The sequence below is a fragment of the Celeribacter sp. genome (genome assembly GCF_048261515.1).
Taxonomy (GTDB): Bacteria; Pseudomonadota; Alphaproteobacteria; order Rhodobacterales; family Rhodobacteraceae; genus Celeribacter.
The window spans coordinates 115,190-132,618 of sequence record NZ_JBLXFZ010000002.1; the positions used below are offsets into that span (position 1 = coordinate 115,190).

At 57.7% G+C, this 17,429-nt stretch carries 13 protein-coding genes; 8 read left to right on the forward strand and 5 right to left on the reverse strand.

The genetic code is table 11. The features are described 5' to 3' along the window. Nucleotides 1–6: 6 nt before the first annotated feature. From ACN0SC_RS05465 to ACN0SC_RS05475, 3 genes are read right to left on the reverse strand one after another with little or no spacing between them, the layout of a single operon-like run. Nucleotides 7–1,560: an indolepyruvate oxidoreductase subunit beta family protein gene (locus ACN0SC_RS05465; RefSeq protein WP_417248655.1), complete on the reverse strand. Its 1,554-nt coding sequence runs from the start codon at nt 1,558–1,560 to the stop codon at nt 7–9. 10 nt (nt 1,561–1,570) lie between these two features. Continuing rightward, nucleotides 1,571–3,715, reverse strand: coding sequence for a thiamine pyrophosphate-dependent enzyme (locus tag ACN0SC_RS05470; protein WP_417248656.1), 2,145 nt, complete (start codon nt 3,713–3,715; stop codon nt 1,571–1,573). Between the two features lie 14 nt (nt 3,716–3,729). Beyond that, complete coding sequence (locus ACN0SC_RS05475) at nt 3,730–4,176, reverse strand: MarR family winged helix-turn-helix transcriptional regulator (RefSeq protein WP_417248657.1); 447 nt, start codon at nt 4,174–4,176, stop codon at nt 3,730–3,732. Between the two features lie 428 nt (nt 4,177–4,604). Here ACN0SC_RS05475 and ACN0SC_RS05480 point away from each other — a divergent pair, with 428 nt between their 5' ends. Genes ACN0SC_RS05480 through ACN0SC_RS05490 form a run of 3 tightly spaced genes read left to right on the forward strand, consistent with a single transcriptional unit; the run spans nt 4,605 to nt 6,692 of the window. Continuing rightward, complete coding sequence (locus ACN0SC_RS05480; protein ID WP_417248658.1) at nt 4,605–5,030, forward strand: cupin domain-containing protein; 426 nt, start codon at nt 4,605–4,607, stop codon at nt 5,028–5,030. A gap of 13 nt (nt 5,031–5,043) precedes the next feature. Continuing rightward, nucleotides 5,044–5,886, forward strand: a complete 843-nt coding sequence (locus ACN0SC_RS05485; RefSeq protein WP_417248659.1) for a fumarylacetoacetate hydrolase family protein — start codon at nt 5,044–5,046, stop codon at nt 5,884–5,886. Continuing rightward, entirely contained in the window at nt 5,883–6,692 is an 810-nt protein-coding gene (locus tag ACN0SC_RS05490; RefSeq protein ID WP_417248660.1) for an SDR family NAD(P)-dependent oxidoreductase, read from the forward strand. Before ACN0SC_RS05485 ends, ACN0SC_RS05490 begins: the two co-directional genes overlap by 4 nt. 54 nt (nt 6,693–6,746) lie before the next feature. Here ACN0SC_RS05490 and ACN0SC_RS05495 read toward each other — a convergent pair whose 3' ends face one another. Both ACN0SC_RS05495 and ACN0SC_RS05500 read right to left on the reverse strand, forming a co-directional pair. Continuing rightward, nucleotides 6,747–7,214: a MarR family winged helix-turn-helix transcriptional regulator gene (locus tag ACN0SC_RS05495; protein WP_417248661.1), complete on the reverse strand. Its 468-nt coding sequence runs from the start codon at nt 7,212–7,214 to the stop codon at nt 6,747–6,749. 179 nt (nt 7,215–7,393) lie between these two features. Then, nucleotides 7,394–9,082 (reverse strand): ATP-dependent acyl-CoA ligase, encoded by a 1,689-nt coding sequence (locus ACN0SC_RS05500; RefSeq protein ID WP_417248662.1) that lies wholly within the window; start codon nt 9,080–9,082, stop codon nt 7,394–7,396. A 912-nt stretch (nt 9,083–9,994) separates the two neighbouring features. Here ACN0SC_RS05500 and ACN0SC_RS05505 point away from each other — a divergent pair. The 5 genes from ACN0SC_RS05505 to ACN0SC_RS05525 all read left to right on the forward strand — a co-directional run bounded on the left by ACN0SC_RS05505 (nt 9,995) and on the right by ACN0SC_RS05525 (nt 17,421). After that, on the forward strand, nt 9,995–11,500 hold the full coding sequence (locus tag ACN0SC_RS05505; RefSeq protein ID WP_417248663.1) for an aldehyde dehydrogenase family protein: 1,506 nt from the start codon (nt 9,995–9,997) through the stop codon (nt 11,498–11,500). Between the two features lie 36 nt (nt 11,501–11,536). Continuing rightward, nucleotides 11,537–12,523, forward strand: coding sequence for a sugar ABC transporter substrate-binding protein (locus tag ACN0SC_RS05510; RefSeq protein ID WP_417248664.1), 987 nt, complete (start codon nt 11,537–11,539; stop codon nt 12,521–12,523). Nucleotides 12,524–12,614: 91 nt separating this feature from the next. Beyond that, nucleotides 12,615–14,252, forward strand: a complete 1,638-nt coding sequence (locus ACN0SC_RS05515) for a GMC family oxidoreductase (protein ID WP_417248665.1) — start codon at nt 12,615–12,617, stop codon at nt 14,250–14,252. Then, nucleotides 14,249–15,865 (forward strand): GMC family oxidoreductase, encoded by a 1,617-nt coding sequence (locus tag ACN0SC_RS05520; protein WP_417248666.1) that lies wholly within the window; start codon nt 14,249–14,251, stop codon nt 15,863–15,865. Before ACN0SC_RS05515 ends, ACN0SC_RS05520 begins: the two co-directional genes overlap by 4 nt. Next, nucleotides 15,862–17,421: a sugar ABC transporter ATP-binding protein gene (locus ACN0SC_RS05525; protein ID WP_417248667.1), complete on the forward strand. Its 1,560-nt coding sequence runs from the start codon at nt 15,862–15,864 to the stop codon at nt 17,419–17,421. Before ACN0SC_RS05520 ends, ACN0SC_RS05525 begins: the two co-directional genes overlap by 4 nt. Nucleotides 17,422–17,429: the final 8 nt, after the last annotated feature.

The following is a 17,429-nucleotide window of genomic DNA, read 5'->3' on the forward strand; positions in this document are numbered from 1 at the left end:
TCGCCGTCAGGCGGCGAAGCTTCTGACCGTCGCTAGCGCTTCGTCCAGCTTGTGGCCTTTGACATCGGCCAGCGCAGCTGTGCGCAGGCGGCGCATCCAGTCGGCGGCGTCTGAGCGACCTGCAAGCATGTCACGGGCGTCCATAAGCCGGGCGAATTTCGACAGGCCTCGCGCATGGGTGTCGGAGTAGCCTTTGATCAGGCGGTAGTTGGTCAGAAGCTCTGACGCTAGAGCGCGATCGGTTTTGGCGGTCGCCAAAACCTCGCCAAACCAAGCCGAGACATGGGCCATTTCGTTTTCGTGACGCAGCAGTTTGCGGCGCATCGGGCGCAGGGACGAGATGAACCAGAGCATGGCAAAGCCTGACAGGCTGTCGGTGCGAATACGGCGGCCTTTATCGAACCGCTTGGTGTACCAAGCTTCAAGCCCTTTACGCTTTGCCATCGACTTTCCCAGACCCGCGGGGAGCGTTGTCACAAGCTCTTCGAACCGCGGGTGGAAATATTCGGTCAGGTGCAGCACCTGATCGTCTTTGACCACAACTTCACCTTTGACCCGTTCCATGCGTGAGGCCCGCGTTTTTAGATCGGCCACGCGCAGGAGGTCATCATAGCACAGCGCACGGGCGCAGTATTTTGCGGCGTTGACGCTTAGATCAAAGGTGGCTTCGTCCAATGCGACAGCTTGCTCGACCATGTCGAGATACTCGGCTCCGTAATCGACGTCCTGATAGTCCACGACCTTTTTCAGACCAAGCGCCGCCATATCCTGCACCTCAGCGGGCAGGGCGGTCAGGCGGCTTTCGAGTGCGGACCATTTGGCGCGGAATTTCGCGGGCACCTGAAGCGCGGTGATCGGGCCGGCGGGTTTGGCCTCTTCCTCAACCGGGGCAGGTGCGGCCCCTGTGGCAATGTCGTAGGCGTCCCCGAAGGCCCGAAGCGAGGCTTCGACGCCGCGTCCGGACTTACGGATCACCTCTTCATAGCTTTCGCGGGGGAAAGGCAGAGCCCCGGACCCGGCTAACGCACCAAGCAGAGACGACGAAATCACGGACCCCGCACGTTTGGCAACGGTTTCCATGTCAAAGGCCACGACTGGATCGGCGGCGATACCCATCGCAGCCAGCACTTCGGCCCCATCGGAGCGACCATCACCGGGCGCGATCTTTTCAGACACCGCCGGGATGCGGTGGGTTGAGGCGATCATCGTGGTGCGGCCCGGCGTGACAAAGCCACGCATGATGGCTCGACCGCCTTCCATCAGTTCGGAGGCGATCATGATGTCCACGTCCCCCACGGCGGGCGACAGAGCAAAGACCGGTTGGCGGCCTGTGTCGCGACACATTTCGACGTAATAGATTGTGGCCCCGGTCCGTTGCGCCACACCGGCGACCGAGGTGGATTGGGCGTGGTAACCATTCGCCTCGGCCACATCGGTGATCCATTTGGTCAGGACGCCACCGCCCTGACCGCCGACCGCCAAAGCGGCTAGTGTGATGATTTTTTCCCCATCGGGGCCAGGCGAGCGGCGGGCGATGATCGGTTTGGTCTGCAAGTTCATTTGGATTACCTCAGGCAAAGACAACGCGTTTGGCGTCGCGGCGGCTTTGCAGCCAACCGATGATTTTCTGTCTCCGCGATGCGCGGCGTTTTTCCACGTGGGTCGGGTTCGAAATGATCTGAGCCTCATAGAAAGACGGGCACAGAACCGCCGCATCCGCGACTTCGCCACAGTTGCCGCAGCCAACACAGCTTTGGTCAATCGCCGCCACGGGATCATCGCGCAACGGGTCGCCTGTGTCCTTGACCGACAATGACGGACAGCCGGACAGTCGCATACAGGCGTGGTCACCCGTGCAGACGTCTTCGTCCACGCCAAAGCGCGGGCGCACCACGCGCTTGCCCTCTTTCTGAGCCTTGGCCAGTTCCGGTTTCACGCGGCGCTGTTTGTTCAACATACATTCCGACGAGGCGACGATGACCTTGGGGCCTTCTTCCTCGGTGGTCAGCGCCTCTTTCAACGTGTCGCGCACCTTGGTCACGTCATAGGTGCGGTCGATCTGCCGAACCCATTTGACGCCCATACCTTTTACCGCATCGACGATGGAGTTCTGGGTTTGCTTGGTCTTGTTGTTGGCGCGTGAGGACAGGATGTCCTGCCCGCCCGTTGCGGCGGAATAGAAGTTATCGACGATGACGATCACGTTATCCGATTTGTTGAACACCGCGTTGCCCACGGAGGAGGTCAGGCCGTTGTGCCAGAACCCGCCATCCCCCACGAACGAGATCGAACGTCGTCCTTTCTTGTTCTCGTTATGAAACGCCGCTGCGGACGCCGGGCCAAGCCCATAGCCCATCGTGGTCGCGCCTAGATCGAAGGGCGGCATAATCGAGAACAGGTGGCAGCCGATGTCAGATGAAATGTGGTGGTCGCCCAATTCTTCCTCGACCAGCTTGGTCGCGGCAAAGATCGGACGTTCCGGGCAGCCTGTGCAGAACCCCGGCGGGCGAGCCGGGAGGGTTTGCGACAGATCGGGGATCGCCGGAGTTTCCTCGTTGGTTGCCACCTTGGTAATGGGCAGCATGCCTGGGGCGTGTTCGGTCAGAAACGCGCCGATCCCATCGACCATCACCTGTCCGGTGTATTCGCCGCCCATCGGCAGCATGCCTTTGCCTTCAAGCTTAGTGGTCTTGCCTTGCTTGTATAGCATATGCGCGATCTGCTGTTCGATGTAATTCGGCTGACCTTCTTCGACGATGAGCACTGCATCCTTGTCGTCGCAGAACTCCATGATCTGACTATCGACCAGCGGGTAAACACAGTTCAGAACCAGCATATCCATGTCGGTGTCGCCATAAAGGTTGGCCAGATCCAAACGGTTCAGCGCGCGGATCACGGTGTTATAGGTGCCGCCCTGCACGATCAGGCCGACCTTGCCTTTGGGGTTCCCGAACCGTTCGTTGATGCCTTTCTCAAGGATGAAATCCTTGGCCGCAGGCATCCGTTTGGTAAGTTTTTCCTCTTCGTGCAGATAGGTCGCCGGGGGCAGCACGATCCGGTCGAGGTTTCGGGTCGGGTTTTCCAGCGCATCGGAAACGGTCATCTCAGGCCGCTTGTTGTCGGACGCGGTGAAATGGCCATGGACGTGGCACGACCTGATGCCGACTTGCAGCATCACGGGCGTGTTCGACACTTCGGACATCTCGAAGGCATCGCCTACGGTTTTCACGATGGCGGGCAGGTTCGGGCGCGGGTCCAACATCCAGACCGCTGATTTCATGGCAAACGCATAGGTGCGTTCCTGCATGATCGACGAGCCTTCGCCGTAATCCTCGCCCACAATGATAAGCGAACCGCCGGTCACGCCACCTGAGGCGAGGTTCGACAGCGCGTCCGAGGCCACGTTGGTGCCTACGACGGATTTATAGGTGACGGCACCTCGGATTGGGTAGTGAACCGACGCCGCAAGCATGGCGGTTGCGGTGGCTTCCGAAGCAGAAGCCTCAAAATGCACGCCCAGATCGCTCAGAATCTCCTCGGCATCGGCGAGCACGTCCATCAGGTGCGAAATCGGCGAACCCTGATAGCCGCCGACATAGCCGACCCCGTTTTCCAACAGTGCTTTGGTGATGGCGAGAATGCCCTCGCCAGTGAAGGTTTCGCCTTCACCCATCTTCAATTTCTGGACTTCCTTGGCGAAAGATCTTTCGGCCATTGGTGGCTCCCTGTTTAGAATTCGTGGTGTCGGATGTCGTAGAAGATGCTCAGAAGCATCTTGTTGAGTTGCATCCGTTCGTTGTCGTTCAATGCGCGCAGCATGGTGTCGCGCATGGTCAGCATCGCGGGCCAAGTCGCCTCATAGGTGGCGCGTCCGGCGTCTGTCAGAATAATGGTGCGCACCCGGCTGTCGGCATCCTGCGCCTCACGTCGGATCAGCCCCGCGCTCTCCATCGTATCGAGCGAGCGTGACAGGGTGGATTGTTTGATCACGGTCAGGACGGACAGATCGTTGATCGAGCAGGGGCCGCTTTCGGCCAAGGCCGCCAGCGTCCGCATCTGTGCCACGGTGATCCCGGCGTCCTTCAGCGCGGTCTCCACGCCTTTGTTGTACCGCGCCATGATGCGGTTCATCAGGTAAGGCGTGAACTCTTCCAGATTTTCGGGCCGGTCGATCATTCTTTGCGGTCCTTGGCTTTTGTGGGGCTGCGAGGTGCAGCGGGGCCACAGGGCTGTTTGGGTGCATAAATATGCAAACTCATATTTCTGTTTTGTTCAAGTCTAAAAGGTTGGGGTGCGAGAAATTTTCGGGTGGCGGCGGTGAAATTGTAATCACTGATCTCCTGATCTGACTGAAAAGTTGGCGCCGCAGGTCTGCGGCTTCGACTGTAGGGAGGGAAATATCCATGTTTTACGAGTTTAAATACTGCCCGAGGCAAAGGGGCGGTCAGATTCGTCCTTGTGTCCGAACGGGCGCTCTTCGTCTTGCCTGGCGAGTTGGGTTCGCTCGGCGGAATGCAAAACAACTTGAAATCTAAAATAAAATAAGTCTACAGTGCCAGGAACAGCCAATTCGGCTCATCGGCAATTCTTTTTAGGAGGCTCACATGACCACACCTGTCGTTCCTGTGGTAACCCGCTCTGGCGAGCTTGATGGTGGAACTTTGCAATCCGGAGATTGCGTGCGCTATTCTGGCGTCAGTCCGCAGCACACTCCGGCAACCAAAATCTGGTTCGGGCGCGTGTCCAACGAGCCGGGGCACCGTTCGCCGCCGCATCACCATCAGGAATGCGAAACGGGGGGCTATGTGCTCAAAGGACATGGCCGGATCTACTTTGGCGAGGACTACAAGGAATTCATGGACCTTTACGAAGGCGATTTTGTCTTTGTGCCGCCCTACATGCCGCATGTTGAGGCTAACATGAGTACCACGGAGGAGCTTGTTTGGCTGACCTGCCGGACGCCCGACAATCTTGTCTACAACCTCGAAGAAGTGCCGGATGAAAGCCTCGAAGGCTACCGTCGCCCCTAAAGAAGGACAGACCATGAAATTGCTTCGTTATGGCGAACCGGGCGCGGAACGTCCGGCCATTCTGGATGCCGACGGCCAGATGCGTGATCTGTCCGACGTTGTCTCGGACATCGACGGCGCGGCGTTGTCGCCCGAGGGGCTGGCGCGGATTGCGGCGCTGGATTTGTCCATGCTTGAGGTCGTCGCAGGCACGCCGCGGATCGGGTCCGCTATTGCACGCCCCGGAAAGTTCCTCTGCGTCGGTCTGAACTACGCCGACCACGCCCGTGAGACGGGCAAAGAACCGCCCGCCGAGCCAGTTCTTTTCGGCAAAGCCACAACGGCAGTTTGCGGTCCGAATGACGACATCGAGATCCCGCGCGGTTCGGATCGGACCGATTGGGAAGTGGAGCTGGGCATCGTAATCGGCACCCGCGCCAAATACGTTTCGGAAGCCGAAGCGATGGACTATGTCGCGGGCTACGCCTTGGTCAACGATGTGTCCGAGCGCCGGTTTCAGTCCGAGCGCAGCGGCCAGTGGATCAAGGGCAAAAGTCACGACACCTTTGGCCCCGTAGGTCCGTGGATGGTCACGAAAGACGAAATTGCGGATGTCCAGAACCTCGATCTGTGGCTCGACGTGGACGGCGAACGCCGCCAAACGGGCAACACCAAGACGATGATCTTTGGTGTCGCGCATCTTGTACATTACATCAGCCAGTTCATGACGTTGGAGCCGGGTGACATCATTGCCACAGGCACCCCGCCAGGTGTTGGGCTGGGGATGAAACCGCCGACTTTCCTGAGTGCTAGGCAGGTCGTTACGCTGGGGATCACTGGGCTTGGTGAGCAGTGCCAAAAGATGGTGCAGGCATGAGCGTGGATTTCAACGAATTGCTAGGCGCAATGAATGACCTGACCGGAAAAACCGCTATTGTCACCGGCGCAGCACGGGGGCAGGGCGCGGTTGAGGCAGAGTTATTGGCCACCGCTGGCGCCAGCGTTTTGATCTGTGATGTATTGGAAGAGGACGGCGCAGCACTGGCTGAGCGTTTGGACGGCGAAGGCCGCGACGTTCGGTTTCTGAAGTTGGACGTCACCGAAGAGGCCGAATGGACGGTGGCGCTGGACATGGTGCGCGACTGGACCGGGCGGCTCGATGTTCTCGTTAACAATGCGGGCATCATCAATCGCAAGATTATTGCGGATATGACCATCGCCGAGTGGCGCAAGGTGCAGGATGTGAATGTCACGGGCGCCTTCATTGGGGTCAAACTTGCCTCTCCGATGATGCAGGAAGCCGGCGGCGGGTCGATCATCAACATCTCTTCGAATAGCGCGTTTTCCGGGCATTACGATCCGGCCTATACGGCATCCAAGTGGGCGCTGCGTGGGTTAACGCGCTCTGCGGCGATGGAATATGCGGAACAGGGCGTTCGTGTAAATGCGATCTGTCCGGGTCTGATCGTCACCGATCTGAACCGAGAGTCGCCGCACTTGGGGCCGATGATTGGTATGACGCCGATGAACCGTCCAGGTGAAGCCCATGAGGTCGCCCAATTGGTGCTCTACCTGGCCTCGGATGCGTCAAGTTTTGTCACAGGCGAGGATTTCGTGATCGACGGTGGTTTCACGGCGGGCGCCGCGTATCGACGCGTGGCGCGCGAGACCGGGATTATCTAAGTCGACCCGACTGTAAAACTCTTTGAAAAGCCCTGCTGACCAATGTCGGTGGGGCTATTTCTTGTGGCGGATGTCCAACATGATCGATATCGCCCGCGCTGCATCAGCTTCGGACACATTCGCGAACAACTGGTCAATCCAACCTAAATGCGCAGCTGTCAGTTCGTCCATCAGGTCGCGTCCATTTTGGGAAATCTTGACCCGAAACGCGCGTCGATCTGATTTAAGTTTTTCACGTTCGGCCAGCCCGTCTTTGACAATTCTGTCAACCACGCCCGTGACATTGCCATTTGAGACGACGAGGTGTTTTGACAATTCGCTCATCGTCATGCCTTTGGGGTGGGCGTGCAGGGCAGCCAAAACGTCGAACCGGGGCAGGGTGGTATCGTATCCGGTCCGAAGATTTTCACGCAGTGTCGATTCCACATACCTTACGGCTTTAAGCATCTGTAGCCAAAGCCGGAGCCGATCACGGGCCAGATCGGGGTTGTCGATGCTGTGCTTTTCAGGTGCTGTGCTCACGCGCTATGCCTTAATTAATCTACTCCAACTCATTAAAAGTATTGGTGTGTGGTACAATTGGTAAAGACAAAATTTTCACCCTGCTGTGAAATGCTGTTCGATGATGCGGTTGCGGCGCAAAAAAAGAAAGGCCCGCATGGGGCCTTTCGAATTTATTTCGAAGCCGTAGGAATTCGCTGTCAGCGCTTGACCTTCACGCCCGCCTTTTCTCGATCCCACGCGGTGTCGGTAATCCCTTGTTCGCGCAGCTTGAATTTCTGGATCTTGCCGTTCTCGGTCGAGGGAAGCTCGGTGCGGATGTCCACAAACCGCGGAACGGCGAAATAGGGCATTCGGGTCTCGCAGTGGCGGATCAACTCGACTGGGTCGAGGTTGGCATTATCCTTTAGGATCAGCGCGACCATCACTTCGTCTTCGGCCAGTTCCGATTCCACGGGGAACACCGCAGCTGTGGCAACGGCGGGGTGGCTTAAAATGCCTTGCTCCACCTCATAGGACGAGATGTTCTCGCCCCGACGACGTATCGCGTCCTTGGCGCGGTCGATGAAGCGGAACGAACCGTCGGCGTCGCGGATTACGCGGTCTCCGGTGTGGACCCAAAGATTGCGCCACGCTTCCAAGGTTGCCTCGGGCATGCCGATATATCCGGAGGCAAAGGCATAAGGTGAATCTGCACGCAGAATCAATTCGCCGGGTGTGCCGTCAGGAACTTCGTAATCTTGATCGTCGACCACGCGCGCCTGAAAACCTTTGGTGACATAACCCATCGAGCCAGCCTTCAGGGTGTCGGCTTCGATCTGGATTACGTTGTTCGTTTCCGTCGAACCGAATGCGTCGAGCAGCAGAATGCCGGTCCGTCTTGTAAATTCTGCCTGAAAGTTGGCAGGAACGCCGGGGGCAAGGGCGATCCGGACATCGTGTTGGCGCTCTTCGGGGCTTTCTTCGCGGGACAAAAGCATCGGAACCATGGCTCCCAACAGATAAGTCACTGTTGCGCCGGATTGGTGGAGGGCTTTGTAAAAGCCCGAAACCGAGAAACGGGCAGAGAGGGATTGGGTGCAGCCGAACACCAGAGCTTGGAAGAAACAGTTCAGGGCGTTGGTGTGGAAGAGGGGAAGGGTCGTGTGCAGAACATCACCATCCGAAATCCCAAGCTGCCGACCCGTCGTGATTGACCACCAAAAGAACTGAGCATGGGAGCAGATGACGCCTTTCGAAAGGCCGGTTGTGCCAGAGGTATACAGAATGGCGAGTGGGTCCGAGGGGCGTACCGTCACGGCCTTGACCGGATCGGCAGGGGCGGGCAGAAGGGCAACATCTGCTGGCAGCTCTGGAGCCTTATCGCCGGGCAGAACAAATATGTCAGTCAGCCCGAGCTTGTCGCGTTCAAGTATGGAAATCGAGCTTAGAAACTCCGTATCCAAAATAAGTAGCTTTGCGCCCGAACTGCTTAAGATGTGTTGCAACTGCATGCCGCGCGAAGCGGTGTTGATCGGGACGGACACGGCGCCGATCCACGAAATCGCAGCAATCAGCGACATGAACTCGGGGCGGTTGCCGACGATAATGGCCACGGAATCGCCTGCAGTGATCCCTGCGTTCTGCAGCATTCCGCCCCAGCGAGCGGCGATATCTTGCAACTTGGGGCCGGTGATCAAAGTGTCGCCGAAGCGCAGGAGCGGCAAGTCTGGATTCTGCTCGGCGCGCCGCGCGAGCATGGCAAAGAACGTGCGATCCTTTTCGGAAATCTCCTGCTCCAAAGCGTCGGCACGAGCATGTGCGGCATCGCGATAGGTCTTCGCGGCTGTGGGGTTTGCAAGCGTGCAGAGGGTTTGATCGATGTTGGTGGTTTGAGGAATGGTGCTCAAGGTTAGTCTCCCCGTGTCGGACGGTCATGTTGGATGGAGAATTCCATTGCTTTAACTTTAAAGCATTCGAGTGACTGTGCAAGATGATGCTGTTTGGATTTGGGGCGCCGGCCCGTAATCACGCTAGCAGCGTATTCATCCTGCATGTATTAAAGGCGCTATCGCTTGGTTTCAGCTCACCCTGTCGACCTGTCTTGGATTTTGTGCTCCCAGAATTTGCGGGGGCTACATCCAATCGCCGCTGGGGGTAGGTGCCGATTCTGTTTGGCATTTCGTTGAAGGGAAATCCTTTGGTTGCAGATGGTATATTGCTTTATATGTCAAATTCATGGCCCTCAGGATTTTGCTGACCTCTATCGCGATGTCTTCGGTGGCGACTGACCTGGGCCTGATTGACAAGGGGTGGTTGGCGCCAGCGGATCCATTGCGCTTCGAGTTATGCGCGCCGCTTCGGTTCCGTCTATCATTGGTTGCGATGAATTGGTCGAGTGCGCAGAGGACAAAGGGCTATGCGGAGGCCTTAAGCGCTTCAATGAGTCCGACATTGCCGAGTCATTAGTGAGAAAAGTACCGAGTTCTACAGGATGGATCGCCGCTACTGATTCCGGGCGCACCGTCTGTGAGACGATGCGGCCGGTGTTGAAATTGACTGATCAATGCAACTTTGAGTTCTCGCCAGCAGGCGTATCTGTCATGAGAAGGTTTAATCTTAACACTTCATGGCGCGCTACGTGCCTAATTTTACAGCTAAATCTGGACGCTAATACTTTAAGGATAAAGTTTCTTGCAATCGCGCGGAACCGGTGCTCTTAATCATGCTCAACGGCCGGTGCAGACGCGGACGGCAAAAATGAACCGGTGATGACCCGCCTGTTTGCGGTGGGTGGGTCGAAAGCGACAGGGTGAATTTCTATGAACATGGCAGTTGCCGAATTTCCGAAGATCAACATTCCCGCGGGCAAGTTGCTTGTCGGCGGTGAGTGGATAGACAGCGCGAGCGGCGAGATGATCGATGTGATCAACCCGGCCACCGAACAGGTCTTTGCGCAAATCGCTGCGGGCAATGCTGAAGACGTAGAATGTGCTGTGGCTGCGGCGGATCGTTGCTTTGAGAGCGCTGAGTGGCAAAAGATGCGCCCGCTTGATCGTGGTCGTCTGCTTGAGAAACTGGCCCTGCTGATTGAGGCCGAGGCTGACGATCTGGCGAACCTTGAAAGCTGGGACAATGGCAAACCTTTTGCTGTGTCGCGCTATGTGGACCTCGCGTTCACCATCGACGCGCTGCGGTACTATTCCGGCTGGGCGACCAAGATGGCGGGTGAATATATTGCCTTGTCGCCGTTTGTAGATGATGGCGGCATGTACCGCGCCTACACCGAACGCCGCCCGATTGGCGTGGTGGCGGGCATTACGCCGTGGAATTTTCCCCTGGGCCAAGCCATTCAGAAACTCGCTCCGGCCATCGCGTTCGGCTGCACCATCGTGCTTAAGCCGTCCGAGATTACTTCCCTGACAACGCTGCGTCTGGGTGAATTGATCCGCAAGGCTGGTTTCCCAGCTGGGGCGATCAATATCCTGACCGGCTATGGCGACCCTGTAGGCACCGGGCTGGTCAACCACCCGAAGGTGCGCAAGATCAGTTTTACTGGCTCTACAGTGACCGGCCAAAACATCTTGCGGTCTGCCTCGGATCAGATGAAGCGCGTAACGCTGGAGCTGGGCGGTAAATCCCCAACCATCGTGCTGAAAGACGCGGATATGGCGCAGGCCATTCCGGGCGCGGCGATGGCGATTTTTGGCAATTCCGGTCAGGTGTGTACCGCAGGCTCGCGGCTGTTCGTTGAAGCCGACGTTTATGATCAGGTGGTCGAAGGCGTCGCTGAATTCTCAAAGACACTGAACATTGGCCATGCTTTCGATCCGCAGACCGTGCTTGGCCCTCTGGTCTCGTCGCAGCAGCTGCAAAAAGTGTCTTCGCTGGTCGAAAAGGGCATCAGCGAAGGGGCCGAGGTGCTGTCGGGTGGCGAAGGCTACGGCGACACGGGATATTTCTATCGCCCGACTGTGTTGGGAAACGTTGGCGCAGACGCCACCCTGAGCAAGACCGAGATTTTTGGCCCCGTGGTCATCGCCAACAAGCTTGAGGATGTCCGCGAGCTAAAGGCGGCTGCCAACAACACGCCTTTCGGTCTTGGCGCCAGCGTCTGGACCCAGAACTTGAACAAAGCGCATGTTCTGGCCTCGCAGATCGACTCCGGCACCGTCTGGATCAACACCCATAATATCCTCGATACGGCGGTTCCGTTTGGCGGGGTGAAAATGTCTGGCCTTGGTCGGGAATTCGGCACCGAGGCGATGCACGCCTTTACCGAACCCAAGGCCACGGTCATGCGGCTCGACCCGAAAGGGCTTGAGTGAATTAAGAAAATAAATTCCAACAGGAGAATCGTCAAAATGAAGACTGTAAAAACACTCACAGCGGCAGCCATGCTCGCGGGTACGGCAACAGCTGCGCTCGCGCAGGATATGCCACTGGTTGCGTTCATTTCACCCATCGCCAGCCAGCCGAACTCGGTCATGGCCTCCGAGGTTATGGAAGGGTTGTCTGCTGATCTGGGTTGGGAATATCGCATTCTTGACGCGAACCTTTCGCCCGACCGTCAGGTGTCGCATGTCGATACGCTGATCTCGTTGGGGGCCGAGGTGATTTCCTCTTGGTCACTGGACCCGAATGCGGTGGCTGCGGCCTATACCCGCGCCAATGAGGCGGGTATCCCGGTTCTGGGCATCAACTCCGAAGGTCCGGGTGTGACCAACACCCTTTGGTGGGAATTGAACCTTTGCGTCGAAGGCGGCACCTACGAGCGTCACGCTGCATGGATCGCCGAGCGTAATCCGGAAGCCAAAGTGATCATCATGGGCGGTCCTCCGGTTCCGTCTATCCAAGCCAATACCGCCTGCTTCACCCAAGCTGCCGAAGCAGCGGGCCTAGAAATCATCGGCACAGCTGACAACAACCGTGACAATGCGGCAAACGCGTCATCGCTGGCCTCTGACTTGCTGATCCGTCACCCTGATGTTGACGTGTTCTGGTCCTACAACGACGCTAGCGCCTTGGGCATCTCTGCGGCTGTTATGGCGTCTGGCAACATGGTTTACGCCAGCGATGACAGCGACGGCATCATGATCTTTGGGATGAACGGCGACGAAGAGGCGATTGAAGCGATCCGTCAAGGTCGTCTGACTGGTACATGGGACGCTGACAGCTATGCCTACGGCGTCGGTATCATCAAAGCGATGCAGGAACTGTTGGAGCATCCGGGCGAAGAACTTGATGACGTCGTCGTTAAGTCGATCTTCCAGAACTACACAAACATCGACGAGTACGTGCCGACCATGGAACGCAACTACACGCTCGAAACCGTTCCGCTCTTGGAGTGAACCAAAACCCGCACAGTCCGGCTGGAGCCGGGCTGTGCCTCCGGGGCGCGTATTCGCCTCGGCAAGAAGACAGCATCCTGAGGGGCTGACCATGGCACAAAAGATCGAACCCAAAACCATTATCAATACGGATTACCTCGTCATCGGCGCTGGCTCTGCTGGCTGTGTAATGGCAGCGCGGCTGTCTGAGGATGGCAACAGCAAAGTCACCGTTCTGGAAGCGGGCAAGCGGGATCGCAATCCGTGGATTCATGTCCCCATCGGCTATGGTAAAACCATCGTAAACCCTGATGTGAACTGGCGCTTTGAAACCGAGAAAGGCCCCGAGATTAACGGGCGCCCCATGTTCTGGGCTCGCGGGCGTGTGCTAGGTGGGTCTTCTTCGATCAACGGTCTACTCTATGTCCGCGGCCAGTCACACGATTACGACCAGTGGCGTCAGATGGGCAACTCGGGCTGGGGCTATGACGATGTACTGCCCTACTTCCGCAAAGCCGAGGATCAGGAAAACGGCTCCGACGATTACCATGGCACAGGCGGCCCGCTTCGGGTGTCGAACCTCGTGGAGCGAAACCCGCTTTGCGAAGCCTTCATCGAAAGTGGTGTCCAAGCGGGCATTCCCCGCAATGATGATTTTAACGGAGCGGATCAGGAAGGCATCGGGTATTACCAGCTGACCACCCGCAATGCGCGGCGCTGTTCTGCCGCCGTGGCTTATCTGCGTCCTGCCGAAAAACGGTCAAATGTGCGCGTCGAGGTCGATGCCGTGGTGGAACGGCTTTTGTTCGAGGGCAAACGGTGTATCGGTGCCGAATTCTCGCGGGGTGGGAAAATCACCCGCGTTCTGGCAAGCCGCGAAGTGATCCTAAGCGCAGGCTCGATCAAATCACCGCAACTCTTGCTGATTTCTGGGGTTGGTCCGGCCGAAGATCTGGCCGCGTTGGGTATCGACGTAGTGCATGATCTTCCGGGCGTAGGTGAGAACCTTCAAGACCACTACGGCGCGGTCCTGAACTATCATTCCAGCCTCAAGACCACGGTGAACGATATTCTCGTAAGCCCGTTGAAGCAGGTCAAAGCGGGTCTGCAATACGCGCTGCTGCGCAAGGGTCCATTGACCATTTCGGCGGCTCAGGTGGGTGCGTTCATCAAGTCGAACCCGACCTTGGAAGCCCCGGACCTTCAGTTCCTGTTCCAGACGTTCAGTCAGGACGAATACGACGACGGTCTTCACAAGTTTTCAGGCTTTGCCAATGTGGTTTGCCCCGTGCGCCCGGACAGCCGGGGTTGGCTGAAAATCAAATCGCACGATGCCACAGTAGCGCCGGTGATGCAACCCAACTATCTGGCCGCTGAAACCGACCGCCGTCTGTTGGTCGAAGGCATTAAGATCGCCCGCAAGGTGGCTGAACAGCCCAGCATCGCACAGCATATCATTGAAGAGTTGGGGCCGGGTAAAGACGTACGAACGGATGACGAGATTCTGGCCTTCGGTCGCGAGAAAGGCCTGTCCATCGCGCACCAGGTTGGCACCTGTAAAATGGGCTCCGACCCGATGGCTGTGGTTGATCCGACCCTTCGTGTTCACGGCATTGACGGCCTGCGCGTGGTGGACGCCTCAATCATGCCGACACTCATTTCGGGCAATACGAACGCTCCTACTATCATGATCGCAGAGAAAGCTGCGGACATGATGAAGGCCGAGAACAAAGCAAAGGCGATGGCATGAGCACAGAAACTTATGATTACGTTGTTGTGGGCGCAGGTTCAGCGGGCTGCGTGGTTGCAGCCCGCCTTTCCGAAGATCCGAACACCCGCGTGCTGCTGGTCGAAGCTGGGCGCAAGGACAACGATTTCTGGCTGAAAATCCCGGTTGGCTATGGCCGCACCATCGCGCGCTCGGACGTGAACTGGATGTTTGAAACCGAAGAAAACGAGGCATTGGGCGGGCGCAAGGTGTACTGGCCGCGCGGCAAAGTTCTGGGCGGCTCGTCCTCGATCAACGGCTTGATCTATATCCGAGGGCAGGCAGAGGATTACGACCTCTGGCGCCAAGAGGGGAACTCCGGCTGGGGCTATGACGATGTGCTGCCCTATTTCCGCAAAGCTGAAGATCAGGAAAACGGTGCCGATGAATTCCACGGCACTGGCGGGCCGCTGTCTGTCACAAACCTGACCGAGCGCAATCCGCTGTGCGATGCCTTTATCGGGTCCGCCGAGGCCAACGGCATTCCTCGCAATGACGATTTTAACGGCGAACAGCAGGAAGGCGCCGGGTACTTCCAAGCCACCGTGCGCAAGGGGCGTCGCGCCTCGGCATCGGTCAGTTACCTAGAACCGAACAAACGCCGCCCGAACCTGACGGTCCTGACCGGTGTTGAAGCCGAGAAAGTTCTGTTTGAGGGCCGCCGTGCGATTGGCCTGAAGGCGCATCGGGATGGAAAGCCGGTTGAATACCGCGCGCGTCGCGAAGTGATCTTGTCGGCTGGGTCCGTGAAATCGCCGCAACTCCTGATGCTGTCTGGCATCGGTGACGGCGAGATACTGAACTCCTTTGGCATCGACGTGGTGCATGACAACGCCGCTGTGGGTCAGAACCTACAGGACCATTACGGCGGGCAGATCACATGGAAATGTAACCAGCCCATCACAATGAATGACATCATGCTGAGCCCGACCAAAAAGGTGATGAACGGCATTCGCTGGATCCTGACAGGCAAAGGCCCGTTTTCGGTCCCTGCTGGTCAAGCAAGCCTGTTTGCCCGCGTCCTGTCCCAAAGCGAGACACCGGATGTGCAGTTTTTGTTCCAGACGTTCTCGGGCGGCTACTATGAGGACGGGCTATTCAAATTCTCGGGCTTTGCCAATTTCATCTGCCCGGTCCGTCCGCGCAGCCGCGGGCACCTGACCTTGAAATCCGGACATTTTCGTGACGCGCCTGCGATCCACCCGAATTACTTCTCGGATCCGATGGACCGCAAAATCGCAGTCGAGGGTCTGAAGCTCGCGCGCCGCATTGCGGGCAAAGGCCCGCTGAAGAATTTCGTCATAGACGAGCATCTGCCGGGGTCGGAGATCGCGACGGATGAGCAGATCGAAGAGTATCTGGTCCAGAACGGAGGCTGTGTCTCTCACCAAGTGGGCACCTGCCGGATGGGTCAGGATACGGCATCGGTTGTGGACGAACAGCTGCGCGTGCGCGGCGTCGAAGGGCTGCGCGTCGTCGATGCGTCGATCATGCCGCGTCTGATTTCAGGCAACACCAACGCGCCGACCATCATGATCGGCGAAAAGGCTGCAGACATGATCAAAGCCGAGAAGATTCAAGAGGTGGCTGCATGACACTCACAGATATCGCCCCGGAACACACAAAGGCAACGCCCGCTCCGGGCGATGTCATCGTCGAAGCCAAGGGCGTAAGCAAATCATTTCCCGGTGTGAAGGCACTCGATAACGTGTCGATTACCATCCGCGCGGGCGAGGTTCACGCGTTGACCGGGGAAAACGGGTCCGGCAAATCGACACTGTCCAAGATTATCGCGGGGATGCAGCCGCAGGACGAGGGCGAGCTGTTTATCGACGGTGAGTCCGTCCGTCTGCGCAACCCGTCCGAGGCGATCGAGCGTGGTATCGTGATGATCAGTCAGGAACTGACCCTCGCGCCGACGCTGACCGTCGCCGAAAACATTTTCATGGGCCGTCTCCCCCGCAGCCGTCTGGGCGCAATCGACTGGCGCAAACTATTCCGCGATGCAAAGGGCGTGCTGGATCAGCTGGGTGTCCACGTTTCACCGCGCCAACGGGTGTCGGACCTTGGGCTGGAGCTTCAACAAGAGGTCGAGATTGCCCGCGCATTGTCGTCAAATGCCCGACTGCTCATTCTGGATGAGGCGACCAGTTCGCTGTCTGAGTCAGCAACACGGCGGCTTTTGGAGCTGGTGATCCAAGAGCGCGACAAAGGCATGGCGATCCTGACGATCACCCACCGGATGCCAGAAATCTATGCCGTGTGCTCGACCGCTACGGTGTTGCGCGATGGCCAGTTGATCACCACCGTTCCGATCCCGGAAACCACCGAGGAACAGCTGGTGCGCCACATGGTTGGCCGTGAGATCGAAGACTACTTTGGTAAGCGCGAGATTGCGCGCGGCAAAATTGTTCTTAATATCAACGATCTTGCAGATACTTCTGGCAGCTTCGATCCTGTTACGTTGCAAGTGCGTCGGGGTGAAATCCTTGGCGTGGCTGGTCTGGCGGGATCCGGCAAAACTGAATTTGCTCGGGCATTGGGCGGGGCCATTGGGGCCACCGGCGATGTCAACGTGGCGGGCCGTCTTGTCACATTGGGAAGCCCGGCGTCAGCAATCAAAGCTGGGATCGGCTATGTTCCGGACGATCGCAAAGGCGAGGCAATTTTGCCCGTTCGCGATGTGTCTGAAAACTTTGCACTGGCTTGGCTCGACAACTTGACCAAGTCCGGCTTCGTGTACTTGCGCAAACAGGCGGACGAAGTCGGCAAGAGCATGAAAGACTATGGTGTCGTCGCGGCCAATGCGGGCGTGATGATCTCGACGCTGTCAGGCGGCAATCAGCAGAAAATTGTGCTGGGCAGAACCTTCCGCCGCAAACCGGACGTGCTAGTGTTGAACGAACCAACGCGCGGTGTCGATGTTGGCGCGAAAAGCGAAATTTACCGGATGCTTCAAGACGCGGCCGACGCGGGAGCAGCGGTTATTCTGATCTCTTCCGAGTTGCCCGAAGTTCTGGGGCTTGCAGACCGTATTGCTGTTTTCTTTGAGGGTCGCGTCGCCGCAGAATTTAAGCGCAGCGAAGCCACCGAAAACCTTGTTGCGCATGCCGCGGTGACTGGCGAGCGCATTCTAACCGATCATTCGTAGGACTTGTG